Annotated in this window: 19 protein-coding genes; 9 read left to right on the top strand and 10 right to left on the bottom strand. The window is 70.7% G+C overall.

The window, feature by feature from the left end:
* Window positions 1-110: 110 nt before the first annotated feature.
* From ACIBK0_RS04020 to ACIBK0_RS04035, 4 genes are all read right to left on the bottom strand, one after another.
* Window positions 111-1,016, bottom strand: a complete 906-nt coding sequence (locus ACIBK0_RS04020) for a glycosyltransferase family 2 protein (RefSeq protein ID WP_399075322.1) — start codon at window positions 1,014-1,016, stop codon at window positions 111-113.
* A gap of 141 nt (window positions 1,017-1,157) precedes the next feature.
* Window positions 1,158-1,598: a DUF3052 domain-containing protein gene (locus tag ACIBK0_RS04025; protein ID WP_399075324.1), complete on the bottom strand. Its 441-nt coding sequence runs from the start codon at window positions 1,596-1,598 to the stop codon at window positions 1,158-1,160.
* Window positions 1,599-1,632: 34 nt separating this feature from the next.
* A complete protein-coding gene (locus tag ACIBK0_RS04030; RefSeq protein ID WP_399075326.1) occupies window positions 1,633-1,929 on the bottom strand; it encodes a hypothetical protein in 297 nt (98 codons plus the stop codon).
* A gap of 82 nt (window positions 1,930-2,011) precedes the next feature.
* On the bottom strand, window positions 2,012-2,590 hold the full coding sequence (locus ACIBK0_RS04035; protein ID WP_399075328.1) for a hypothetical protein: 579 nt from the start codon (window positions 2,588-2,590) through the stop codon (window positions 2,012-2,014).
* A gap of 272 nt (window positions 2,591-2,862) precedes the next feature.
* Between ACIBK0_RS04035 and ACIBK0_RS04040 the strand changes: the two genes are divergently transcribed.
* From ACIBK0_RS04040 to ACIBK0_RS04070, 7 genes are all read left to right on the top strand, one after another.
* The gene (locus ACIBK0_RS04040; RefSeq protein WP_399075330.1) at window positions 2,863-3,423 is read left to right on the top strand and encodes a BLIP family protein; all 561 of its coding nucleotides are present in this window, start codon (window positions 2,863-2,865) and stop codon (window positions 3,421-3,423) included.
* A gap of 170 nt (window positions 3,424-3,593) precedes the next feature.
* Entirely contained in the window at window positions 3,594-7,598 is a 4,005-nt protein-coding gene (locus tag ACIBK0_RS04045; protein WP_399075332.1) for an SGNH/GDSL hydrolase family protein, read from the top strand.
* 76 nt (window positions 7,599-7,674) lie between these two features.
* Window positions 7,675-8,064 carry a hypothetical protein gene (locus ACIBK0_RS04050; RefSeq protein WP_399075334.1) on the top strand — a complete coding sequence of 130 codons (390 nt, stop codon included), beginning with the start codon at window positions 7,675-7,677 and terminating at the stop codon, window positions 8,062-8,064.
* 155 nt (window positions 8,065-8,219) lie between these two features.
* The gene (locus ACIBK0_RS04055) at window positions 8,220-9,548 is read left to right on the top strand and encodes an ATP-grasp domain-containing protein (protein ID WP_399075336.1); all 1,329 of its coding nucleotides are present in this window, start codon (window positions 8,220-8,222) and stop codon (window positions 9,546-9,548) included.
* Window positions 9,549-9,592: 44 nt separating this feature from the next.
* The gene (locus tag ACIBK0_RS04060; RefSeq protein WP_399075338.1) at window positions 9,593-10,678 is read left to right on the top strand and encodes a GNAT family N-acetyltransferase; all 1,086 of its coding nucleotides are present in this window, start codon (window positions 9,593-9,595) and stop codon (window positions 10,676-10,678) included.
* Complete coding sequence (locus tag ACIBK0_RS04065; protein WP_399075340.1) at window positions 10,675-12,372, top strand: ABC transporter substrate-binding protein; 1,698 nt, start codon at window positions 10,675-10,677, stop codon at window positions 12,370-12,372. The genes ACIBK0_RS04060 and ACIBK0_RS04065 overlap by 4 nt, the downstream gene beginning before the upstream one ends.
* Complete coding sequence (locus ACIBK0_RS04070; protein ID WP_399075342.1) at window positions 12,369-13,385, top strand: GNAT family N-acetyltransferase; 1,017 nt, start codon at window positions 12,369-12,371, stop codon at window positions 13,383-13,385. The genes ACIBK0_RS04065 and ACIBK0_RS04070 overlap by 4 nt, the downstream gene beginning before the upstream one ends.
* On the opposite strand, the gene ACIBK0_RS04075 is transcribed toward ACIBK0_RS04070, so the two are convergent.
* From ACIBK0_RS04075 to ACIBK0_RS04090, 4 genes are read right to left on the bottom strand one after another with little or no spacing between them, the layout of a single operon-like run.
* Entirely contained in the window at window positions 13,337-14,341 is a 1,005-nt protein-coding gene (locus tag ACIBK0_RS04075; protein WP_399075344.1) for an EamA family transporter, read from the bottom strand. The genes ACIBK0_RS04070 and ACIBK0_RS04075 overlap by 49 nt on opposite strands.
* The gene (locus ACIBK0_RS04080; RefSeq protein ID WP_399075346.1) at window positions 14,338-15,801 is read right to left on the bottom strand and encodes a serine hydrolase; all 1,464 of its coding nucleotides are present in this window, start codon (window positions 15,799-15,801) and stop codon (window positions 14,338-14,340) included. Before ACIBK0_RS04080 ends, ACIBK0_RS04075 begins: the two co-directional genes overlap by 4 nt.
* Window positions 15,802-15,855: 54 nt before the next feature.
* Window positions 15,856-16,143 (bottom strand): ferredoxin, encoded by a 288-nt coding sequence (locus tag ACIBK0_RS04085; protein ID WP_399075348.1) that lies wholly within the window; start codon window positions 16,141-16,143, stop codon window positions 15,856-15,858.
* A gap of 14 nt (window positions 16,144-16,157) precedes the next feature.
* Complete coding sequence (locus ACIBK0_RS04090; RefSeq protein ID WP_399075351.1) at window positions 16,158-17,393, bottom strand: cytochrome P450; 1,236 nt, start codon at window positions 17,391-17,393, stop codon at window positions 16,158-16,160.
* A gap of 264 nt (window positions 17,394-17,657) precedes the next feature.
* Between ACIBK0_RS04090 and ACIBK0_RS04095 the strand changes: the two genes are divergently transcribed.
* Both ACIBK0_RS04095 and ACIBK0_RS04100 read left to right on the top strand, forming a co-directional pair.
* On the top strand, window positions 17,658-18,422 hold the full coding sequence (locus ACIBK0_RS04095; protein WP_399075353.1) for an SDR family NAD(P)-dependent oxidoreductase: 765 nt from the start codon (window positions 17,658-17,660) through the stop codon (window positions 18,420-18,422).
* Between the two features lie 300 nt (window positions 18,423-18,722).
* Window positions 18,723-20,036, top strand: coding sequence for a LysR family transcriptional regulator (locus tag ACIBK0_RS04100; protein ID WP_399075356.1), 1,314 nt, complete (start codon window positions 18,723-18,725; stop codon window positions 20,034-20,036).
* Here ACIBK0_RS04100 and ACIBK0_RS04105 read toward each other — a convergent pair.
* Both ACIBK0_RS04105 and argJ read right to left on the bottom strand, forming a co-directional pair.
* Entirely contained in the window at window positions 20,012-21,691 is a 1,680-nt protein-coding gene (locus ACIBK0_RS04105; protein WP_399075358.1) for an ABC transporter substrate-binding protein, read from the bottom strand. The genes ACIBK0_RS04100 and ACIBK0_RS04105 overlap by 25 nt on opposite strands.
* A 234-nt stretch (window positions 21,692-21,925) precedes the next feature.
* The gene (argJ, locus tag ACIBK0_RS04110) at window positions 21,926-23,110 is read right to left on the bottom strand and encodes a bifunctional glutamate N-acetyltransferase/amino-acid acetyltransferase ArgJ (protein WP_399075360.1); all 1,185 of its coding nucleotides are present in this window, start codon (window positions 23,108-23,110) and stop codon (window positions 21,926-21,928) included.
* Between the last annotated feature and the right edge of the window lie 106 nt (window positions 23,111-23,216).

Raw genomic sequence — 23,216 nt, forward strand, 5'->3', positions numbered from 1 at the left:
CGTAACTCGGGGGAGTGTCGCCGCCGTGGCCGGATCCGGGGACGCGAGAGGTCCCGGTCGTCGGAGGTGAACGACCGGGGCCTCCGTCTGTCCTGGGAGACGGACCGCCGTCAGATGACCGGCGGGCGTCCGAGCCGGGTGAGCCGCCACACCGTGCGCCAGCGCATCGGCCGCCGCTCTCCGCCGGACTCCCGCAGCCCTTCCGCGAACCCGCCGAACCAGGCCTTCAGCCCGCCGACGGACCGCGTCCGTACGAGTGTGGCCAGGATCCAGATGCCCAGGTGCACGGGGATCAGCGGGAGGGGAAGCCGCCGGCGGGTGAGCCAGACCCTGTTGCGGGCGGTCACCCGGTAATAGATGGCGTGCCGCGCGGGCGAGGTCTTCGGGTGCTGGAGCAGCAGCTCGGGCTCGTACCGCACGGTCCACCCGGCGTCGATGGCACGCCAGGCCAGGTCGGTCTCCTCGTGCGCGAAGAAGAACTCGGCGGGCCAGTCGCCGATCTCGGCGAGCATGGGCAGGGAGAGGGCGTGGCCGCCTCCGAGGAAGCCGGTGACCGGCCCTCCCCGCATCGGGTCCTTGGCCCCGATGCGGGGCACGTGCCGACGCTGTGTCTCCCCGTTCTCGTCGGCGATGCGGAAGCCGACGATGCCGAGCCGCGGATCGGCGGCGTACAGGTCCCGTACCTTCCGCAGGACGTCCCCGTCGACGAGCAGCCCGTCGTCGTCGAGTTCCACGACGACGTCGACGTCCCCCAGCTCGCTCAGACGCTGGAGCGCGACATTGCGCCCGCCGGGGCACCCGAGGTTCTCCTCGACCTCGATGGTGGTCACTTCCCCGGGCAGCCCGAGGCGTTCGGCGAACTCGGGCAGCGGAGCGCCGTTGCCCACGATCACGATCCGTGCGGGCGCGACATCCTGCTTGGCCACGGAGGTGAGCAGCGCGTCGACCTCGGCCGGCCGGTTCCCCATGGTCACCACGGCAACGGCAACCCGCGGCCCCTCCTCCGCCTGTGACACGACATCCACCTCATCCCGGCCGACAACTGTGCCGCGATGCTAGCCGTTCACCGTAAGTCCCCCTCGGGTACGCCCCGATGTACGTCCACATGTACGTCCGGGGCTTCCCCCTGGAGTGCGCCCGTTCTCCGTACACCGATTTCACGTACGTCGGTTTCCCGGATGCCGGTTCTCCCTGCGCCGTACGAACTTCAGGCCCGACCAGTCGTCGCCCAGCGCCGCCACCTTCACATCCACGACCCCGAGCGGCAGGAAGATCTCCCGCAGATCGTTCTCGGTGATGTCGCTGTCGTGGCCCGCCGCGCGCCGGGGCCAGGCGATCCAGAGCATCGCCTCGTCGGACAGGTCCTGGACCAGCCCGGCCGCCTGTGCCGCCGGCTCCGCGCGGGCCCGGAAGAAGGCGACCGTGACGTCCGCCCCCTTCGGGCCACCGACAGAGACCGCGCAGTCCTCGGGCAGCCCGGGGATGTCCCAGCCCTTCGGCCCGTGCGTCAGCCGCACCCGCTGCCCTGCCTTGATACCGATCTTCTTGGCGAGCGGTGTACCGGAGTACCCGCCCCTCGCCGCGCCGGAGACACCCATGTCCGAAGGATGACACCGCCCGCCTGGGAATGCGTCAGGCCGCGTACGCACCCCTGACCTCGAACCGCTCGGCGGACGGCGGACCGGCCAGCCAGTCCTTCAGGCCCGCCTGGAACTCCCGGAACTCCGCGATCGCCGGCAACGGATTCTCGATGCCGTCCGCGAGCTCCAGCAACGCGACATAGGTGACCCCGTCGGGAAGGCGGTACGAGGTGTAGCGCACGCCCTCGGGCCGGGCGCTGTCGATGGCGGTGAACATCTTCTTCAGAGCCGCTTCGAGCTCTCCGACGAACTCGGGCTTCACCGCGGAACGCACCATCAGAACAGTCATGTCGTCATCTCCCTCTCACCGGGCCACGTGGTGCGGCGCCGTCATCTCCCTGACGCGCGGGAGAGGGGATGTGTGACAGGAATCAGTGGGCGACCGGCGGCACGATGCAGGCGGTCTCCGGATAGGGGCCGTTGACCTCGACCCACACGCTGTCCTCGCTCACCGCGCCGGAGATGCAGGCGGTCTTGCCGACCCAGATCCCGTAGAAGGTGCCCGGCACCTTCTCCGAGTGGTCCACGTTCCAGCGCGACCACGGGTCCTGGACGCGCAGGTCCGCGGCTCGGAAGCCGAGGCCGGCGAGTGCGGGACGTACGTCCTTGGGGCTGATGCGCCCTTGCTTCCGCAGTTTCTCCAGTACGGGCTTGATCTTCTCGGCCTGCTCCTTCGCGGCCGACTCGTCGGCGGGAGTCATGTCCGCCGGCAGCCGGCCGATGTTGTTCTCGGCGTTGTGCGGCGCGCTGTCGCCCTTGTCCGGCTCCGCGTGCGGGCTCGCGGGCGACGAGGAGGAGCCGGCGGACGAGGTGGGGGCCACGGCCGGTGCCGCGGCCGGCCGCTGAGTTCCGCACGCGGCGAGACATGCGGCGGCGGTCACGGCGGTCGCGGACAGGAGCACGGCGCGGCCGGCGCTCGTACGGCTCGTACGGCTCTCGCGAGAAGGCATGACGCCAGGTTGGCAGAGGGGTCGGCCGGGGCGCCTGAGTACGCACACTCATCTCCGCCGGAAAGAGCCGGGAAAGAGCCCCGGAAGAGCCCGGAAAGTGCGCCGCAAGAAGCCGCGAAGAGCTCTCGAAGAGCCCCAACACACCTTGTTCATAGGGGAGTTGGAGGGGATGGCCAGAAGAGCGCCCGGTGCCACGCTGCTCCCGCCTCCCCGCAGGAGTGGCACAGGGACAGCACAGGGGCGGCAGAGGACTACGGGGAGGAGCAACGACCATGCGCAAGCCGAGAAGGACCCTCGCGGCCGCGGCGGTGACGGCGCTGGCGGCGGCCGGTGCCGTCGTCGGGACGGCGGGCCCGTCGAGCGCCGGTTCGGGGATGAACCTGGAGATGTTCCAGAAGGTCCAGTTCGGGATGAGCCGCCAGCAGGTTCTGGACATCGTCGGCCCGGGCGTGTGCGACCCCGACGAGTTCGGTGGAACGGGGCTGTACTGCCGGGCGTACAGCGACGACTACCCCCCTTACGCGAACTTCGGCTTCAACGCCGACGACCGGCTGAACTCCAAGTCGCAGGAAAAGCTGCTGAATCCCACCGACCCGCAGCTCACGCTCGCGAACTACAACAAGGTCGGCACCGGTATGACCGTGGACCAGGTCATGGGGATCCTCGGCCGAGGCAGCTGCGTGGTGTGGGGCGAGTCGTATCCCGCGTACCCCTCGAAGGCCGGCTGGGAGATCGACTTCCAGTGCCGGGCGGCGACGGGCGCCGGCTGGGCCCACGTCTGGTTCACGGACGACGTCCTGCGCGGCAAGTCCAAGAACAGCAGTCTGAACTGACCCGGCTCACCCGGCGGTTGAGGTCGTCGCGATCTCCCGCTCCCCACATCTCCGCCCCCTGAGGGCTTGCCTGCTCTGTCTGTTGGCGCCGGTCCGGTCCCTGGGTGCGGTGCACGCCCTGATCTGGGCGTGAATCCCGGAAGAGAGACAGGAAGTTGAGACGCAGCATAGTGAGATATGCGCGTGTCCCGGTCGCCACGGCCGTCGCGATAGCGGTGGCCAGTGGGGTCGGTACGACGCAGGCCCACGCGGACGCGGTGCCGCCCGGAGCGGCCGACGGATGGTCCCCGACGTCGAAGTCCGCGAGCGGGACGGGCAAGGGGTCGCGGGACGACACCCGTCCCAGCGCGGTTCCCGCGAAGAAGCGCGCCGAACTGCTCGGCAAGAGCTACAAGTCGTCCTCGGACCGGGCGTTCACGACGTCGGGTGACGGCACGGGTTTCCATGTGATGGTGGCCGACGAGAAGAGCGGCTACGCGTGGAAGACCGCCGCCTCGCTGTCCGAGCCGGGGTTCGAGACGGACACCTGGATCGGCAACGCCTGTGTGACCAAGTCCGGCCGGTACGCCGCCGTGGCGTACGCGCCGCGCACCTTCACCAACAAGCCCGAGCTGATGAGCCGCGGTGCCTTCACCGCGATCGTCGACCTGCACAGCGGAGCCGTGCGCAAGCTGCCGTTCCAGGCCACGCTGGGCTACTTCTCACCGGGCTGCGGCACGGGTGACGACGCCGTGTTCTCGCAGTTCACCGACGAGAACACCGCCAAGACCAACGAGACCCGGCTGGTCACGGTCGCCGCCGCCTCGGGGAAGTCCGCCAGGACGAAGGTGGCCGGCCAGGTCACCTCGGCGGTCCCGGTGAACGGCGGGATCGTCGCCGCACGGGGCAACCGGGTCGTAAGGATCGACGGCTCGACGGTGAAGACGGTGGCCCGCACCCACGCCGTACCGTTCCAGCTGCAGCCGGACGCCGACGGCGGTGTCACCTTCATCGACCGGCTGCCCGGCGGCAGGAAGAAGTCGTCGGCCGACGACCGGGCCGCCGTCTCCCGTGTCACCGCGGGGGCGCTGCGGGCGGCGAACGGCAGGGCGAGGGCCGCCGAGCTCGCGCAGGGTTCGCTGACCGGGTTCGACCTCGCGCGCACCCCAGCGGGCACCGTGTACGTCACCGGCAAGGCCCGCACCCACGGGTCGCTGCCGGGTGTCGTCCGCAACCCGGGCGGCATCGACAAGGACGCCCGCGTCTCCAGCCGTGGCGGCGCCGCGGTGACCACCGCGTGGGCGGACGGCAAGGACTCCCGGATCTCGCAGCAGGACTCCTTCTCGGCGCGCGGCGCGCGGATCACCCTCAAGGCTCTGGACACCGGGAAGACGACTGTCCTGGACGCCGCCCCGGGCAACCGGATCGGCAGCGCGAGCGCCCAGCGCGCCGCGACCGCGATGAGCCCGGTGCTGGGCACACCCGCAAAGTCCGGCAAGGCCACCCCGATGGCGTCGCCGGTCGACGACGACCGCACCTGTTCGGTCCCGCGCAACGACCCCAAGAAGCAGGCGTTCCAGCCGACTCCGCGGCAGATCGAGTGGGCCGTGGACCAGGCGGTCGTCGGCACCCTCAACAAGGGCGCCACGCGCGGGGCGAACTGGAAGAACACGGGGATGAGCGCGTACGCGCCGCAGAGCCTGTTCCCGCTCCAGTCGCTCAGCGGCGGCAGCGGCGCCGACTGGCACATCCCGGCTCAGGTGATGTTGGGTGTCACCGCGCAGGAGTCGAACATGTGGCAGGCGACCCGCTACGCCGTGCCGGGCGTCACCGCGAACCCGTTGATCGGCAACTTCTACGGCGTCAAGTACTCCTCCGACGGCTCGCAGACCGACCCGTGGGCCATCGACTGGTCCAAGTCGGACTGCGGTTACGGCGTCACCCAGGTCACCGACGGCATGCGGCTGCCCGGCAAGGGCCAGCCGACGAAGACGGTGCAGCAGCAGGAGGCCGTCGCGCTCGACTACGCGGCGAACATCGCGGCCGGCGTGAACATCCTGGTCGAGAAGTGGAACCAGACCCGGGCCGACGGGATCGTCATCAACGACGGCAGCCCGAAGTACATCGAGAACTGGTTCGCCGCCCTGTGGTCGTACAACACGGGCTACCACCTGAAGGCGGACGCGGGCAGCAACTCCGGCAAGTGGGGCCTCGGCTGGACCAACAACCCGGCGAACCCGCTGTGGAAGGAGAACCGTACGCCGTTCCTGGAGGATGCGGCCGGCGCCGACGACTACAGCCACGCCGCGCACCCGCAGGACTGGCCGTACGAGGAGAAGGTCATCGGCTGGGCGGCCCGCCCGATCTCGGCGATGTTCAAGCCCGGTGACTTCCAGCCCGGTTACCGCGCCGCGTGGTGGAACTCCAACGCCTACCGCACGGCGGCCAAGCCTCCGATCGGCCTGTTCTGCGACAGCAGCAACAACTGCGACCCGTCGAAGATCAGCACGGGCGCGACCAACGACACCGGCGGCGGCCCCTGCCTGCTGCCCGGTGACCCCAACACCTCGGACCCGCTGTACCTGAAGTGCTGGTTCACCAAGGCCGCGACCTGGAAGAACTGCACGTCCAGCGCCCAGTGCGGCAACCCGATCCACCGCTTCGACGACACCTATCCCGAGCAGCCGGACGCCAACTCGTATCCGCCGGAGTGCTCGGCCAACCTGCCGTCCGGTACGTACATCGTCGAGGACCTCGCCAACGGCATCGTCCCGGCCGGATCCGATACGAGATCGTGCGGCACGGTGTCGTCCGCGGGTTCGTTCAACCTCGACTTCGGGAGCCCCTCGGCCCGGATCGACCTGCACCAGATCGGCGCCGCGTACGGCAACCACTTCTGGTTCTCGCACACCAACAAGAGCGGGACGAGCGACGCGAGCAGGCTGCAGACCACCGGCACCTGGACGCTGAACAAATCCGACCGCGGCTGGATGCGGGTCTGGGTGCACCTGCCCGACCACGGCGCGCACACCCGTCAGGCCATGTACAAGGTGGGCGGCACCAACTCCCTCAGCCCCAACCGCGCGCTGCCGCAGCGGGTGATGGAGAACAAGTGGGTGCCGATCGGCGTCTTCAACTTCACCGGAACGCCCACGGTGTCCCTGTCGAACGTGACGGAGGACGGCAAGGGCACCGAGGACGTCGCCTGGGACTCGGTCGGCTTCCAGCCGATGAGCGCCAAGCCCAAGAACCAGATCGTCGCGATGGGCGACTCGTACTCCTCGGGTGAGGGCGCCTCGGAGAACGGCGGCGCGGACTACTACCCGGAGTCCGACTACTACGACAAGCAGCAGCCCGACACCGAGGACAAGTGCCACCGCTCGAAGTACGCCTGGTCGCGTCAGGCCACGCTGCCCGGCTACTCGAAGTCGATCGGGGCGATGGCCGACGACCGCGACTCCGACATGGACTACCACTTCATCGCCTGCTCCGGCGCCCGCCACTACAACATCCTTCACGAGGGCCAGAGCAGTGAGCTGCCACAGATCCAGCAGGGCTACCTCGACCAGAACACCACGCTGGTCACCCTGTCCATCGGCGGCAACGACGCCCGGTTCGCCGACATCATCCAGGAGTGCATCACGGCCCTGACCGTGTGCAACGACAACTCCATCGACGCCGTCGACCCGGACACCGGCAAGAAGATCGACGGACAGTCGACCGGGTCCCTGGAGGAATGGGCACCGAAGTGGCTGCACGAGCAGATCAGGCCACGGCTGGCGAGCATGCTCTACTCGCTCCACCAGAAGGCGCCCAACGCCAAGATCGTCCTCATGGGCTACCCGAAGCTCCTGGAGGGCAACGGGCAGTGCGTCATCGGCATCGGCACCGAGGAGGCACCGTGGCTGAACGGCATGGCCGACACGCTGGCCACCGAGATGCAGGGCGCGGTCAACGACGCCAACAGCCAGCACAGCGCGAACGCGGTCTTCTCCGACCCGCGTGACGAGTTCGCCGGCAAGGCGATCTGCGGTGACCCGGAGGACGTGCACGGCATCGTCCTGTCCGGCCACTCGCAGGCGGACAACCGGGACTGGAACTGGCTGCCGGGCAATGTGGCGCCGTCCATGAAGTCCTTCCACCCGAAGATCGCGGGTGCACGGCTGTACGCCGACAGCCTGCAGCACTCGCTGTAGGCGGGATCCGCAGAGGGGCGGGGGCCTGGGTACTCGTACTCAGGCCCCCGTCGCCGTGCCATGGAAGGCTGAGGGCATGACGAACCGCAGGGCCGTCCGCTGGGTGAAGGGCGCCGCCGTGTCGGCGGTGTCCGCCGTCGTCTGCTACTGGATCTGGTCGTCCCTGCGGGAGTGGGCGCAGGGCGTCGGCGATGCCGATCCGGACGCGATGTTCGCCGGGTCGTTGGAGTCGCTCCTCGCCGGGATCGCCGGAGTGGCGTCGATGCCCGTTCTGCTGTGGGCGGGAATGCGCGTCCTGCGCGAGCGGGGCACCCACCTGCTGGTGCTGCTCGGCGCGTTGGCGTGGATCCTCATCGGGGGCCATGTGGTCGAGAACGCCGTCGGTACGGGCGCCACCGTGGGGTTCCTGGCGCTGTTCGCGGTCATCGGCGGACTGCTGGCCGCGGTCCAGCCACCGAGCCGGTAGGCGGCCGGCGGCGTTCCTATGCGCCTCGCCGACCGCCTATGCGTGTGACCACCCGTTTCATGGCTTCGCCGGGGCCGACGCGTTGAACTGGTCCGCAACGCCAGTCGACTGCAACGCCACCGACGTGATCGGCGGCGGACCATGGAGGCGGTCCCATGACAACACCCCTGGCCGACTACGCGAAGTTCGCCGGCAGGCGCATCGCGATCGTCGAGCACATGCAGAATCACCCGTTCGTCCTGGGCCTGCACCAGGCCCGCGAGCACGGTCTCGAGGTGTGGCTGCTCACCGGTGACCGGGCCTGGTACACCCACGGCCACGACTGGGACTCCCACCCGCTCGCCGCGGCCGTCGACCGTGTGATCGACGTCGACACCACCGACCTCGAAGCGGTGCTGTCCGTGGTGACCGACGACCACGGCACTCCCCTGGTGGACGGACTGACGTCGTTCTCCGACTACCACACGGTGCTCGCCGCGCAGGCGGCCCGGCGCCTCGGTCTGCCGGGTCCCGATCCCGCGGCCGTGGAGACCGCCAACGTCAAGGACCGGCTGCGCGTCGCGCTCGGCGACGTACCGTTCAACATCCCCCACATGCTCGTCGGCAGCCGCGAACAGCTCGACGAGGCGGCGCGGCGGCTCGGCTTCCCGATGATCGCCAAACCGCCCGCGGAGGCGATCAGTTACGGAGTCCGCCGCGTCGACGACATGGACCAGCTCGTCGAGGCGTGGCAGGAGCTGTCCGGGATACGGCACAGCCTGCGCGGCCAGCCGCGTTCGGGCGACGTGCTCCTGGAGACGTACGTCGAGGGTGTCGAAGTCAGCGTCGAGACGATGACGGTGGACGGCCACACGCACGTCTTCGGCGTCACCTCGAAGGACCTGTTCGGCGACCCGGCCTACATCGAGTGCGGGCACACCTTCCCCGTGCCGCTCTCCGACGACGAGCGCGACCAGCTCTACTCCGTGGTGCGCAGGACCCTGGAGGCGATCGGCTACGACCGCGGGCCCTGCCACACCGAGGTGCGGCGAACCGAGTCCGGCTGGCGCATCATCGAGGCCAACCCGCGTACGCCGTCGAGCTGCATGACCATGCTCGTCACGGACGTCACAGGGCGCAGCCCCATCCTGGACGCCTGGCTGCTCGCGATCGGCGAGGTCCCGCCGATCGAGCCGGTCGTCCACACGGGCGGCGCCGCCGTGCGCATGATCTACCCGCAGCGGCGCGGCGTCCTCCAGCGCGTGGACGGCGTGGAAGCCGCCTCCGCGGTGCCGGGCGTGCAGGTGCTGCTGCACGTGGAGAAGGGCGACCACCTGTTGCAGCGCATGGACAACTCCTCCTGCGTCGGCTTCACCTACTGCAACGGCCCCGACCGCCTCGAAGCACAGGCCCTCGCCGACAAGGCGGCCGCGTACCTCGACTTCGTCGTCGAGGAGGACGAGCCGAACAAGGCGGACGAGGCGGACGGGGCGCAGAAGCTGTGAGGGGCACCGGTCCGTATGCGGGCAGCCGGGGCGATGTGCGGCCGGTGGCGGACGCCGCCGCGCTGCCCGCCGCCGGCTGGGACGACCTGCTCGGCGCGGAGGACTTCTTCCAGACCTCCCGCTGGCTGGCGGTCCAGGAGCGCAACTCCGGGACCACGATGGACTTCCTCGTCCAGCACCGGGACGACAGGCCGGTCGCGGGCCTCGTCGCCGCGTGGGCCGACGACTCCGTGCCGTGGCTGCTCGCCCGGCCGGACGCGATGCTCTCCCGGGCGCTGGAGGACGGCGGCACGCCGGAGGCCGCCGCCGTCCTCGAGGAGGTGGCCCAGGGCGATCCGGCGGCCCTGCTGCCGTCCCTGGTGTGCGGCGGCCGGCACCTGGGACGTACCCGGGCGCTGGCCGGACCCGCCGCGCTGCCCTCGGACGTCGAGGCACTGGTGGAGCGGGCCGAGCAGCTCGCCGCGGAGCGCGGGGCTGCGTCCGTCTGCTTCCCCCATGTCGACGTCCGCGACACCGGCCTGGTCGAGCTGCTGCGCGGGCGCGGCTACCGTTCCCACCTCTCCGCGCACTACGCCTGGCTGCCCATTCCGCCCGGCGGCTGGGACCAGTTCCTCGAAGAGATGAGCAAGCATCGGCGCCGCCGGGTGCGTCTGGAGCGCCGGGCGCTGGCCGAGGCCAAGGTGGAGGTCCACCTCGAACCGCTGACCAAGGCACTGGCCCCGCGCCTGGGCGAGCTCGACTGCAACCTGCTGCGGAAGTACGGCAATCCGGCCAGCCCGGAGCACTCGGCCGGGCTGCTGAACTGGATCTCCGAAGTCATGGGCGACGACGCCATGGTCTCGGTGGCGCGCAAGGACGGCAGCATCATCGGCTTCGGCATGGTGCTGCGCTCCCGGGCCCGCGGCGAGGAGCAGTGGTTCGGCCACCGCGCCGGATTCGACTACGACGCCCAGGGCAAGCTGCCGCTCTACTACGACGTCCTGTACTACCGCGTCCTCGAAGCCGCCGCACGCGAGGGCGTATCCGTCCTGCACGCCGGGATCGGCAGCGTCGAGGCGAAGCTCGCGCGCGGCTGCCTGGCGAGCGAGGAGCACTCCTTCCTGCTGCGAATCGGGGAGACGACACGATGAGTACGCGACCCACCGAAGTGGCGGGTGCCGGCTGGGACGCCGCCGTCGGCGCGATGGTGAACCCCTCGGACCGGCGCGGCGGCACCCTGCGCCTGGTCTCCTCGGCCGACGTGGACTCCCTCGACCCGGCCCGCACCTACTACGTGTGGGTGTGGCTGCTGCAGCGGATGCTCAACCGCACCCTCATGGCCTACCCCACCGAGCCGGGCCCCGCCGGACTCGTCCCCGTCCCGGACCTGGCCGAGAGCCCCGGACGGGTGAGCGACGGCGGCCGCACCTGGACGTACCGGCTGCGCGAGAACCTGCGCTACGACGACGGCACCCCGATCACCTCGGACGACATACGCCACGCCGTACAGCGGGTGTTCGCGCAGGACGTGCTGCCCGGCGGCCCCACCTACCTCGTACCGCTGCTCGACGACCCCGCGCGGCCGTACCCGGGTCCGTACCGGACCACCGACCCGCTGCGGTCCGTCCTCACCCCCGACGAGCGCACGATCGTCTTCCGACTGCGGCGTCCCTTCTCGGACTTCGACCATCTGATGGCACAGCCCTGCGCGGCGCCGGTGCCGCGGCGCGCGGACACCGGGGCCGACTACGGGGAGAACCCGCGCTCCAGCGGCCCGTACCGGGTCGCCGTCCACCGGCCGGGCAAGTTCATGCACTTCGAGCGCAACCCGTACTGGGATCGCGCCACCGACCCGGTCCGGCCGGCCCTGCCCGACCGGGTGGAGCTCACCATCGGGGTGGACGTCGACGAGCTCGACGAGCGGCTGATCGCCGGGGAGTTCGACATCAACCTCGAAGGCCGGGGTCTCCAGCACGCGGCGCAGGGCCACGTCACGGCGGACGGCGTCCTGCGGTCGCACACGGACAATCCGCGGACGAGCTTCCTGCACTTCGTGTCGATCCAGCCGCACGTCCCCCCGTTCGACAACGTGCACGCGCGCCGGGCCGTGCACTACGCGGCCGACAAGATCCTGCTCCAGCAGGCGCGCGGCGGCCCGGTCACCGGCGGGGACCTCACCACGGCGCTGTTCCCGCCACGGCTGCCCGCGCACCAGCACCTTGACCGGTATCCGACCGGGCCCGACCTGCGGGGCGACCTCGACGCGGCGCGCGCCGAGCTGGCGGCGGCGGGACTGCCGGACGGCTTCGACGCGGTGATCGGGACCCAGCGGGGCAAGTTCCGGCTGGTCGCCGACGCGGTCGCCGAGTCACTCGCCCGGGTCGGCGTCCGGCTCACCGTGAAGGAGCTGGACGTAGCGAGCTACTTCAGCCTGGGCGCCGGGCACCCGGAAACCATCCGCCGGCACGCGCTCGGGCTCGTCGTCACCGACTGGGGCGCCGACTTCCCGACCGAGTACGGCTTCCTCGCTCCCCTCGTGGACGGCCGCCAGATCAAGCGCAACGGCGGCAACTGGAACATCTCCGAGCTCGACGACCCGCGCGTCAACGAGCTCATCGACCAGAGCCTGCACACCACCGACCCCACCGAACGGGCCCGCCAGTGGGGGGCCGTCGAACGCCTCGTGATGGAACACGCCGTGATCCTTCCCCTGGTCCACGACAAGACCCTGCACTTCCGCAACCCGTGGGTCACCAATGTGTACGTCCATCCGGCCTTCGGGCTGTACGACGTCCAGGCGATGGGTCTCGCGCCCGACCGCAGCGATTGGGAGAACACCCCTTGAACGACATCACGCACGACCTGCGCTTCAGCCCGCTGGCCGCCGACGACGAGACCACGGTCGGCCAGTGGCTGCGGTTGCTCGCCGACTCGGCCGGCGACGTCCCTGAGGCCGCGCCTCCCTGCACCGCCGACATGACGGGCTCGCTGCGCTTCCCGCCGCCCGCCACCAAGCTGGAGGACTGGGTCGTACGCCATGACGGCCGGGTCGTCGGCGCGCTGCGGCTCGCGCTGCCCGACGGCGCGGACGTGGCACGGGTGGACCAGCTCCTCGTCCACCCGACGCTGCGCCGCCGGGGCATCGGGGGCGCGCTCTACGGCCGGGCCGTCGACATCGCCGCGGGGCACGGACGTTCCGCGCTGGCCGCGACGGTGGTGGAGGCGCTGCCCGGCGGTCCGGCGCGCGACCCGGGACCGGCCGCCTTCGCGGCGGCGGTGGGGGCGGAGCGCTCGCCCGTTCCGGCCGGGGTGCACCAGTGGCTCGACCTGGACGCCCACGACCCGTTGGCCGACGGCGTCCCCGCCGTGCCGGCGGGGTACTCCCTGGTCACCTGGGGGACCATCACGCCCGACGCGTACGCGGTACGGGTGTCGGTGCTCGAACAGTCGCTGGGCGACGAGAACTTCGACGAGGACCAGGAGGTCGAGACCAGCTACGCCCGGGAGTTCGAGACCATGCGGGTCGGCCGTGGGCGGCGGGCGTATCACACCGGTGTCGTCCACGACGCGAGTGGCCGACTGGCCGGATACACCAGCGTCTCGAAGACCACGGGGAATCCCGAGTACGCGCTGCAGGGGATGACCGTGGTGCACCGGGCGCATCGGGGGCATCGCCTGGGACGGCTGCTCAAGCTGGCGAACCTGGAGTACGTGCTGCGGCACGAGCCGGAGGTCCGGCTCGTGGAGACGGCCAACGCCGAGGACAACGACGCGATGATCGCGGTCAACGCTTCGCTGGGGTATGTGCCTTATGACCGCTGGGTGTTCTGGACCGGGGCGGTCGGCTCGGGGGCCTGATTCTCGGTCCGGCGGCTGCGGGTTCGTCGTGACTGGTCGCGCCCACGCGGCGGAGCCGCAGTCGTCACAGCCCCGCGCCCCTTACGGGGCCGGGGAGTCCAGCCCGTTCCCAGCAGCACCCCCAGGACCACCGCCGAGCCGCCCGTCAGTGACCACCCCGTGAGCTGCTCCCCCAGCACCGCCCACGCGGCCGCGACCCCCACCACCGGGACCAGCATGGAGAACGGGGCCACGACTCCCGCCTCGTAGCGCTTCAGCAGGGTGGTCCAGATGCCCGATCCGACCACCGAGCCCGCGAGCGCGGTGTACACCAGGGCCACCAGGCCGGGCCAGCCGTCGCCGTCGAAGGAGCCGCCGAGCGCGCGCCAGCCGGTGGCCGGGCCCTCCATCACGGCGGACAGGGCCAGCAGCGGCAGCGGCGGCACGACCGACATCCACAGGGCGAAACGCAGCGGATGGTCGGGGCGGGCCTGCCGGCTCGCGATGTTGCCGAGCGCCCAGCCGAGCGCCGCGAGCAGGGTCAGCAGCAGCGGGAGCAGCGCGGCGCTGCGGGCCCGTTCCACCGCGATCACCGCCATGCCGAGCACGGCGAGGCCGATCCCGCCCAGCTGGCGCGGGGAGACCCGCTCGCCCAGCAGCAGCGCGCCGAGCAGCATGGTGAACGGGGCCGACGCCTGCACCACGACCGAGGCCTGCCCGGACGGCATGCCTTGGTCGATGGCGAGGAAGAGCAGCCCGAACTGCAGGACCCCGAAGCCCAGTCCGTAGACCAGCAGCCAGCGCACCGGCGCCTTCGGCCGGGGCACGAAGAGAATCACCGGCACGGCGAGGACGAGGAAGCGCAGTGCGGAGAGGAAGAAGGGCGGGTAGTGGTCGAGTCCGATCCGTACGGCGAGGAAGTTCAGCCCCCACAGCACGGCGACGAGAACGGCGAGGAGTCGGTCCTTGACGCTCACCGGGCGGCTTTCCCGTCGGCTGCTTCGCCGTGCCCGGCCCCTTCGCCGTACCCCGCTCCTTCGCCGTACCCGGCCCCTTCGCCGTACCCGGCCCCTTCGCCGTACCCGGCCCCTTCGCCGTACCCGGCCCCTTCGCCGTACCTCGCTCCCTCCCCGTGCTCCGGGTCGGCCTCCAGCAGACCGGAGTTGATGACCTGGGCACCGAGCCCGCGCAGGAACAGGCCGTCGCCGATGGGCTTCTGCTCGTCGGCCGCCTGGCGCAGCACCAGGACGTGCACGGTGCCGGCCCGGTCCTGGAGCAGCCAGCAGAACATCATCACGCCGGGGCAGGAACCGGCCTTGAAGTAGACCCGGGGCCACTTGGCGTGGTCGACGGGGATGCCGGGGTAGGCGGTGAGGATGTGCTCGACGGTGCCGGTGGCATCCCGCTCGCTGTCGTGCCGGAGCCCTTCGAGGACGTGGAGCACGTCGTAGGCGGTCATGTGCCAGTCGAGGCCCAGCCGGTGCACCGTCTCGCCCAGGTCGGAGCCGCGCACCGTCATCGGCCGGGCGATCTCGCGCAGCAGCTCACGGCGTCCGGCCTCGTCCCGCTCCAGCCACGCGGCACGCAACTCCGAGGCGCCCCAGCCGAGTTCGAATACCTCGTGGCTGGTCAGGAAGGGACGCAGGAGGGAGGGATCGTGGTGGCGAGAGGCGGTCACGGCACGCTCGACGGCATCCCGGCCCAACCGGTCCGCGATCAGATCGGCGCCGGTGTTGTCGCTCATCGCGATCATCTTGTACGCCGTCTCGCGCACCGTGACGCGGGTTCCGTCCGGCAGATCCTGCATGTCGCCCGTGGGCAGGCTGCGCAGTTCGGGCCGTACGGTGACCTCGTCGTCCCAGCTCGCTCCGCCGCTCTCGATCGCGTGGACGAGGGCGCGCATCACATAGAGCTTGTACGCGGAGCCGGTGGGCATCGACCGGGCGGCGGCCGACTCGTGCAGGACGACGGTCCGGTCGGGCGTGAGGCGCGCGGCGAGGACGGAGTGGTCGACGCCGGGTATGCGCAGCGCGTCCTCCAGCTCCTCCCAGGTGCCTGTCTCGGGGATCACCGTCTCGGGCTGGAGGGCGAGGATGCGGATCAGCCCGGTGGAGTCGAGGGTCAGTGACAGCGTGTGGCGCAGGCCGGTGGGCCCGGACAGGACGACCCAGCCCTTGTGGGCGACGGGCTGGTACTCCCGGACCGTGAACGGCCCCTTCGTCCGCCATTCCTCCAGAGTCGCGGAGAAGCCCCGCGTGTGCCGGGCGGGGAAGGTCGGCACGAAACGCACGGCTGTCGACTCGTCCGCGGCGAGGTCGGGCGCCGTCAGCAGCCCTACCGCCCACCGGGCCGCGTCACCCATCGGGGAGTCGTCGGCGGCGAGCGCCGCCTCGGCGGCCGTGGCGCCGGACGGGACGGAACCAGGGGCTTGGATCATGATCGCTCCTTGTCGGCCGCTGAGCGGCGAAGGGCGCCGCTGGGGCGCGGGCTCTCAGTCCTCGGTGACCGTGATGGCTCCGCACGGGCACAACTCGGCGCAGAGCCGGGCCGATGCGTGCCATGCGGGTGCGGGGGTGGGGTCGAGCAGAACCACGGTGCCGGTGTCGGGGTCCTGCTCGAAGAGTTGCGGCTCGGTCCCCGCGCACCGGCCCATGGCGCAGCACGCGTCGGCGTCGACGGTGATCGTCAGGCGACTCGCCCCGGCCGCGCCGCTCGCGCCGCCCATGCCACTCACATCGCTCACGTCGGTGGTACCGCTCACGTCGTTCGTACCGCTCACGCCGCTCACCTCGCTCACCAGGTCACCGGGAGCGCGCCGAGACCGTAACTGGAGACCTCGTGGCGGAAGTCCAGTTCCTCGAACGGCACCGCCAGCCGCACACCGGGCATCCAGCGCAGTACGGCGGCCAGCATCTCCTCGATCTCGACCTTGGCGAGCCACTGCCCCAGGCACTGGTGGATGCCGTGACCGAAGGCCAGATGCCGGCGGGCGTCGCGGTGCGGGTCGAGGGTGTCGGGCGACGGGAAGACCCGCTCGTCGCGATTGCCCGCCGAGAGCGAGAGGACGACACCCTCACCGGCCCTGATCGTCACATCGTCCAGCTGTACGTCCTCGATCGCGGCGCGGGCCAGTCCGTTCTGCACGATGGAGTGGAACCGCAGCAGCTCCTCGACCGCCTTGGGCAGCAGACCCTCGTCCTTGGTCAGGGCGTCGGCGAGACCGGGGTCGGTGGCCAGACTGAGCAGACTGAGGCTCGCCTGGCTGGTGGTCGTACCGTGTCCCGCCACCAGCAGCAGCCGGCACATCGGGACCAGCTCCTCGACGCTCAGCCGGCCGGGCCGCACCTGGTCGGTCACCAGACGGCTCACCAGATCGGTGCCGGGATCGGCGACCCGCGACTCGACGAGCTCACGCAGAAAGCCGTCCAACTCGTCCCGCGCTGTGGCCACTTGATCGGGGGTGTAGCCACGGTCGATGAGAATCGCGCTGCGGTCCTCGATGAAGTCCCGGCGGTCCTCGCCCACTCCGAACAGCAGGGCGATGACCCGGGAGGGCACCGGAATCGTCAGACCGGCGACGAGATCGACGGGCTTCTCACCGGCCGCCACCAGGCCGCCCAGCATGTCCTCCAGCAACTCCCGCAGCACCGGCCGCATTTCCTCCGCCTTGCGCGCGAGGAAGTCGCGCGTGAGCATCGAGCGCAGCCGGGAATGGTCCGGGTCGTCCATGCGGATGAACGAGGCCGTGTGGGGCGCCGCGCGCACGAGTTGCGAGGTACGGGTCAGCATCGGGAAGCCGGGGGCACTGGTGACCGCGGTGAACCGGCGGTCGCCGAGCACGGCCCGGACACCGGCGTGCGAGGTCACCAGCCACACCTCGCTGCCGTCCCACAGCGTCACCCGGCTCGCGGCGCGGCCGGCCCGGAGCGCGGCGAGCGGCGGCGGCGGGTCCACGGGAGAGACGCGTGGCATCGGGTACGACGGTGCCGCCGCCCGCTCTTCCCGGACCGCTGCATCGTTCTGCATCATCCACCGCCTATCGCTGCGCAGGTCGCTGCACAGGGGTCGCGCCGACGTGCTGTCGTGGACCCAATCTGCCGTGCCCGCGAGGAGACGTCCCGGCCTGCGGCCAGGGCATGCATAACCGGCCGGAAACAGTCATAACTTGAGGCGCCGCCAGCCATTCACCGCACAATGTCGTGGCTGATAGCGTCACGGGATCCGGCCCTTTCCAGCGCCGCCGCACACCATTCTCAGGACATTCGCGCACCCTATCCGTCACCCACCGGGGGAATGATGACTTCAGCACCGCAGACGGCTTCAGCACTGCAGGGGAAAGTCGCGCTCATCACGGGTGCGAGTTCGGGGATCGGCGCGGCCACGGCGCGGGTGCTGGCCGCCGAGGGCGCCGCCGTGGCCGTCGCGGCCCGCCGGGTCGACCGGCTGCACGCCCTGAGGGATGAGCTGGAGGCCACCGGCGCCACCGTCCACGTGGTCGAACTGGACGTCACCGACGAGCAGGCGGTACGCGACGCGGTGCGCTCGACCGTGGAGACCCTGGGGCGGCTCGACATCCTGGTGAACAACGCCGGGGTGATGCTGCTGGGCCCCGTCGAGGGCGCCGACACCACGGACTGGACCCGCATGATCGACACCAACGTCCTGGGCCTGATGTACATGACCCATGCGGCACTGCCGCACCTGCTCAAGAGCCAGGGCGCGGTCGTGCAGATCTCCTCGATCGCCGCGCGTGTGGCGGGCCGCGGCGCCGCCGGCTACAACGCCAGCAAGTTCGCGGTGAACGGGTTCAGCGAGGGACTGCGCCAGGAGGTCACCGAGCGCGGTGTGCGCGTGGTGGTCATCGAGCCGGGCACCGTCGAGACCGAACTGCGCGAGCACATCACGCACGCGCCGACGAAGGCGGCCATCGAGGAACGGGTCGGCAAGATCCGGCAGTTGCAGGCCGCCGACATCGCCGAGGCGGTGCGCTACGCCGTGACGGCGCCCTCCCACATGACGGTCAACGAGATCTTCATCCGCCCGACCGACCAGGCCTGACCCTGCGGTCCGGTCCGGATCTATCCGGACCGTCTTCGGACGCTCTCCTCACCCCGGCGCGAGGAGAGCCCGAAGAGAGGACGCGCCTAAGATCGCCGCAGCGAATTCATTGAGCCACTGCGGACAATCAAACGGCACAGTCCTTGACCAAAAAGGAAACCGACATTGTCTTACGGGTCAGAAATAACGCCTGCAATTACGCCTGCGATAAAGCCTGCGATAACGTCTGTTCCCGACCGGCCGGAAACTCTTCCCCTTCCCTTCCCCTTCACCCGCCCCGACCTGTCCCTGCTGGACGCGGTGGGACAGTGCGGAGACCTCGCGGAAGTGGCCCGGCGCACCGGGTCGCGGCACGGTGCCGTGGAGCGCCAGCTCGACCGTCTCGATAAGACCGTCGGCCTCCCCCTGACCCTGCGCAGCCGCCACACCGCGCGGCTGACCTCAGCGGGCTCGCGCCTGCTGGTGGCCGGGCGCCGCTTCTTCCGCCAGGTCGATCTCGCCGTCCAGACAAACATCTTCGGGCGCGGCTCGGAGGCCGTCGACGCGCCCGCCGTGCTGGCCATCGCCTCCGCCGAACCGCTCCTGGAGGACGTGGTCGAGGACGCCGCGGCCACGCTGGACATCCTTCTGTCGGTCCGCCATGACACGCCCCACCAGGTCATGCGCGCGCTGGCCGGCTATCACGTCGACGCCGCGCACACCTGGAGTCTCGACGCGCCGCGCAACTCGGTCGAGCGGGCCGTGCGCACGTACGGCGTCCTCGACGATCCGCTGTGGGTCACGCTGCCGTTCGACCACCCGCTGGCCGGCCGGAACGCGGTCTCGCTCGCCGATCTGCGCGACGAGAACTGGGTGTCCGAGGTCGGCCCGGACTCCGAGGTCCTGGTGGCCCGGATCTTCCAGGCCGCCGGTCTCCCCGCCCCCGCCGCCCTGCATGTCACCGGTGCCTCGGTGGCCCGTGGCATGCTGCGCCGCGGCGACGCCATCGGGCTCGGCTCCCCCACGCATCCGGCCGTGCTCGCGCCCTCCGTGGTCCACCGGTCCGTGGTGGAGCGGCCGCACCGCTCCACCAGCCTGCTCGTCGACCCGACGGTCGTGCCCCGCGCCCTGGCCGAGCAGCTCGCCGCGCTGCTCGCCGACCGCTATCTGCGGAGGTTCGCCGAGCACCACCGTGACCTGCTGCGCGACCCGTGGTGGACGCGCTGGCACCGGGAACAGACCGCCCGCAACACCCGTCCCGTGCGGGAGAGCGACGCGCCCGACGCACCGCTCGTGCCCACCGCGACCAGGAAGTTCGACGTCGAGGACCTGCACGTACTGAGGGCGGTGGCGAAGCACGGCAGCATCAACCGGGCGGCCGCCGTGCTGTCCATCAGCCAGTCCGCGCTGACCCGTCGCATCCACCGCCTCGAACTCGGCCTGGGCGCCAGGCTGTTGTTGCGCAGTGCCCGCGGCACGGACCTGACCAGTCCCACCCGTCGCTTCCTGCACCAACTGGCCCGCTTCGAGGCCGAGTTCCATGACACGGCTGTGGCCTGCCGGAGCATCGGCCTGTCGGCGACGCACCGACAGACCGATACTCCCCGGGCTCAACTCGCCCCGAGCGCCACGTAGTCGTACATGCCGAACGACCCGGTGACGTAGACGTTGCGGGCGTCCGGGTGCCGGTAGAGCAGCGAGCGCGGGTACAGATACGGCACGATCACCGCGTGCTCCATGGTCAGCCGGTCGATGCGGTGCCAGATCTCCGCCCGCTCGGCGGGATCGTCGGAGGTGGCGCCGCGGTCGAGCAGCTGGTTGATCTCCGGATCGTCCAGCTCACCCATGTTCTGGTTGCCGCGCTCCTTGATCGCCCGCCCGTCGACGATCTGCTGCAGGAACCCGTACCCGTCCGGGAAGTCGGCCCCCCAGCCGAACATGATGATCCCGATCCCGTGCTCGCGCAGATAGGCCGGGCAGCCACCGTAGATGTCGAAGTAGTCACCGGAGGGGAAGTCGAGGACCTCGGCCTCGATTCCCACCCGCGCGAGCCCGGCGGCCAGCGCCTCGGCGGCCCGGTACTCCTTGAGCCGGTCCTTGCGGGCGGCGATCTTCGTACGGAACCCGTCCGGCATTCCGGCGGCGGCGAGTTCGGCGCGGGCGGCCTCCAGGTCACCGGTGCCCTCGGGCCCCACCGGATAGCGGTCGAAGTCCTGGTACCCGTCGATGGTCGGCGGCAGGATGGTGGTCGCGATGTCCCCACCCACCGAACCGCCGTACGCCGCCTGCATGGCCGCCTTGTCCGTGGCGAACTGCACGGCGCGACGGCAGTGGACGTTGTCGAACGGCGCGATCCGGCTCGACAGGCAGTAGATCCAGGTGAACCCGGACAGTGGATTGTCGGCGTTGGCCCGCAGATCCGGATCGGCCAGAATCCGCTCCTGCGTCGAGGGCTGCACCCCGAACCCCGCGAGGTCGATGTGCGCCTCGCCGGCCAGCAGCATGCGGTCCACCTCGTGCGGGTCCTTGCCGAGGTGCACCTCGATGCGCTCGGCGCGCTGCTTGCGGACCGGGTCCGTCGCCGGGTCCCAGTGCGGATTGCGTTCCAGCACGGCCAGTTCGCCGCGGGTGTACGAGACGACGCGGTACGGGCCGGTCGCGACCGGGCGCAGCCGGTACTCGGCGCCGGTGTCGAGGCGACGCGGCACAGGGGTGGTGCTGGGCATGGTCGCCAGCAGGTCCATCCCCGCGAACGGCTCCTCGAGCCGGAACACGAGGGTGCGGTCGTCGGGGGTCTCCAGTGTGACCGGCCCGTCGGCATCGGGCTCCCGCCAGGGCCCGCCGTATCCGGTCCCCAGCAGATGCCGGAAGTAGGTCGGCCCCGCGCCCAGCACGTCGGTCCCGTAATTGCTCCTGGCGATGGCGTACTTGACGTCACCGGCCGTCACCGGACTGCCGTCTTCGTACCGGAGCCCCGCCCGCAGCTGGTACGTCCACACCCGGCCACCCTCGGACGACTCCCCCAGCGACTCCGCGAGGTCCGGCACCAGCCGCTGGCCCGCCTTGCCCGGCGCCGTGTCGAAGGTGACCAGCGTCCGGCCGATGAGCCTCAGGAAGTTCCAGGTGTAGGCGTAGTACGTGTTCCCGGGGTCCAGCGAGTCGAAGTCGTCCGTGCGCACCAGCCGAAGCGTGCCCCCGAGGGCATCGGTCGGCTTCACCACGCCACGCGCCCCCGCGTCGAATCCGTCTCCGCCGGTATTGCCCGTACTCGTCGACCGAGTGCTCTCCATATTCCTGCAGCCCTCCTCGCGGATGCCTTCCTGCACATCTTGTGGGGGGCGGGACGCAGAGAAGGGGGCTCGGGCGGGGGTGCGCATAGCCGATGGCGGCTCGGTATAGCCGCGCCCCTGAAAGGGGCGCGGGGAACTGCGCGACAAGCCCCCACGCACCCGCAGCCGAAAGGCCGGTCGGGACGGGCAGGGGCGGAGGGGGCGAAAACCATCCACCCGCACCCGCCCCACCCCTCAGGTCGTGTACTCCGAGTTCAACCGCACATACCCCTCGGTGAGATCGCACCCGTACACGGTGAAGGCGCCGTCGGCGACGCCGAGGTCGATCCCGATGATCACCTCGTCCCCCCGGAGATGCTCGGCGACGGCGGCCCGCACCGCGTCCTCGTCCCGGGCGTCGGAGGCACGGGGCGGATACACCTCCACGTCCCCGAAGCGGATGCGCACCGCGTCCTGGTCGATGTCGGTGTCCTCGGAGCACTTCCCGATCGCCATGGCCACCCGCCCCCAGTTGGGGTCGCTGCCGTGCACCGCGGTCTTCACCAACGGTGAGTTGACGACGGTCTTGCCCACCCGCTTGGCCTGGGCGACGTCGCGCGCCCCGGTGACCTGGACCTCGATGAGCTTGCTCGCCCCTTCCCCGTCGCTCGCGATGTCCTTGACGAGGGCCAGCGCGGCCTCGTACAGAACCTCCTCGAAGGCGACGGGATCGACGTCCCCGGCCAGTCCGTTGGCGAACAGCACCGCCGTGTCACTGGTGGAGGTGTCCGTGTCGATGCTCACCGCGTTGAAGGTGCGGTCCATCACCCGCCGGAAGATCCGGTCCTGCTCGGCCGGGTCGAGCCGGGCGTCGGTGGCGAAGAACGTCAGCAGCGTCGCCATGTCCGGCTCGATCATCCCGACGCCCTTGGCGATCCCGACGAGCGTCGCGTCCCCGCACCGCAGCCGGACCTCCTTCGGCCGTGTGTCGGTCGTCATGATGGCGCGAGCGGCACGGTCGAAGCCGCCCTCCGGAAACGGCAGGGACAGCGACTTGAGGTGTTCGCGAATCTGCGGCATGGGGTACTGACGGCCGATCACCCCGGTGGAGGCGATGAGAAGTTCCCCCTCGGGCACGCCTAGGGTGCGCGCCACGGACTCGCGCACCTCGCGCGCGTTGGCCTCGCCCTCCCGCCCGGTCGCGACATTCGCGTTGCGGGCCAGCACCACCACGCCCCGCGCCCGGCCGTCGGCGACCGCCTCCCGGCTCAGCAGGACGCTCGGCCCGGCGAACCGGGAGCGGGTGAACACCCCACTGACCTGGGCCGGAGCCGTCGAGGCCAGCACGGTGAAGTCGTCCCGGCCGTCGTCGGCGAGACCGACCGGCGCGGTGTGCACGACGAACCCCCGCGGCGTCTTCTTCTCTTCGGAGTCGGGCATGGTCATCGTCTCCTGTCTGCATTACTTCCAATGAAGCAGCATATTCATGCATCGCGGGTACGGCGACGCGAACGACCCGAACGAGCCACCCAGTCACCCGAGCCAC

It is taken from the genome of Streptomyces sp. NPDC050564 (assembly GCF_044457265.1).
GTDB lineage: Bacteria > Actinomycetota > Actinomycetes > Streptomycetales > Streptomycetaceae > Streptomyces.

Excerpts from the sequence above, each read along its gene's own strand:
- ACIBK0_RS04025 (WP_399075324.1), bottom strand. The coding sequence starts at position 1,598 with ATGGGTGTCTCCGGCGCGGCGAGGGGCGGGTACTCCGGTACACCGCTC.
- ACIBK0_RS04030 (WP_399075326.1), bottom strand. The coding sequence starts at position 1,929 with ATGACTGTTCTGATGGTGCGTTCCGCGGTGAAGCCCGAGTTCGTCGGA.
- ACIBK0_RS04035 (WP_399075328.1), bottom strand. The coding sequence starts at position 2,590 with ATGCCTTCTCGCGAGAGCCGTACGAGCCGTACGAGCGCCGGCCGCGCC.
- ACIBK0_RS04040 (WP_399075330.1), top strand. The coding sequence starts at position 2,863 with ATGCGCAAGCCGAGAAGGACCCTCGCGGCCGCGGCGGTGACGGCGCTG.
- ACIBK0_RS04050 (WP_399075334.1), top strand. The coding sequence starts at position 7,675 with ATGACGAACCGCAGGGCCGTCCGCTGGGTGAAGGGCGCCGCCGTGTCG.
- ACIBK0_RS04055 (WP_399075336.1), top strand. The coding sequence starts at position 8,220 with ATGACAACACCCCTGGCCGACTACGCGAAGTTCGCCGGCAGGCGCATC.
- ACIBK0_RS04065 (WP_399075340.1), top strand. The coding sequence starts at position 10,675 with ATGAGTACGCGACCCACCGAAGTGGCGGGTGCCGGCTGGGACGCCGCC.
- ACIBK0_RS04080 (WP_399075346.1), bottom strand. The coding sequence starts at position 15,801 with ATGATCCAAGCCCCTGGTTCCGTCCCGTCCGGCGCCACGGCCGCCGAG.
- ACIBK0_RS04090 (WP_399075351.1), bottom strand. The coding sequence starts at position 17,393 with ATGATGCAGAACGATGCAGCGGTCCGGGAAGAGCGGGCGGCGGCACCG.
- ACIBK0_RS04095 (WP_399075353.1), top strand. The coding sequence starts at position 17,658 with ATGATGACTTCAGCACCGCAGACGGCTTCAGCACTGCAGGGGAAAGTC.
- ACIBK0_RS04105 (WP_399075358.1), bottom strand. The coding sequence starts at position 21,691 with ATGGAGAGCACTCGGTCGACGAGTACGGGCAATACCGGCGGAGACGGA.
- argJ (WP_399075360.1), bottom strand. The coding sequence starts at position 23,110 with ATGCCCGACTCCGAAGAGAAGAAGACGCCGCGGGGGTTCGTCGTGCAC.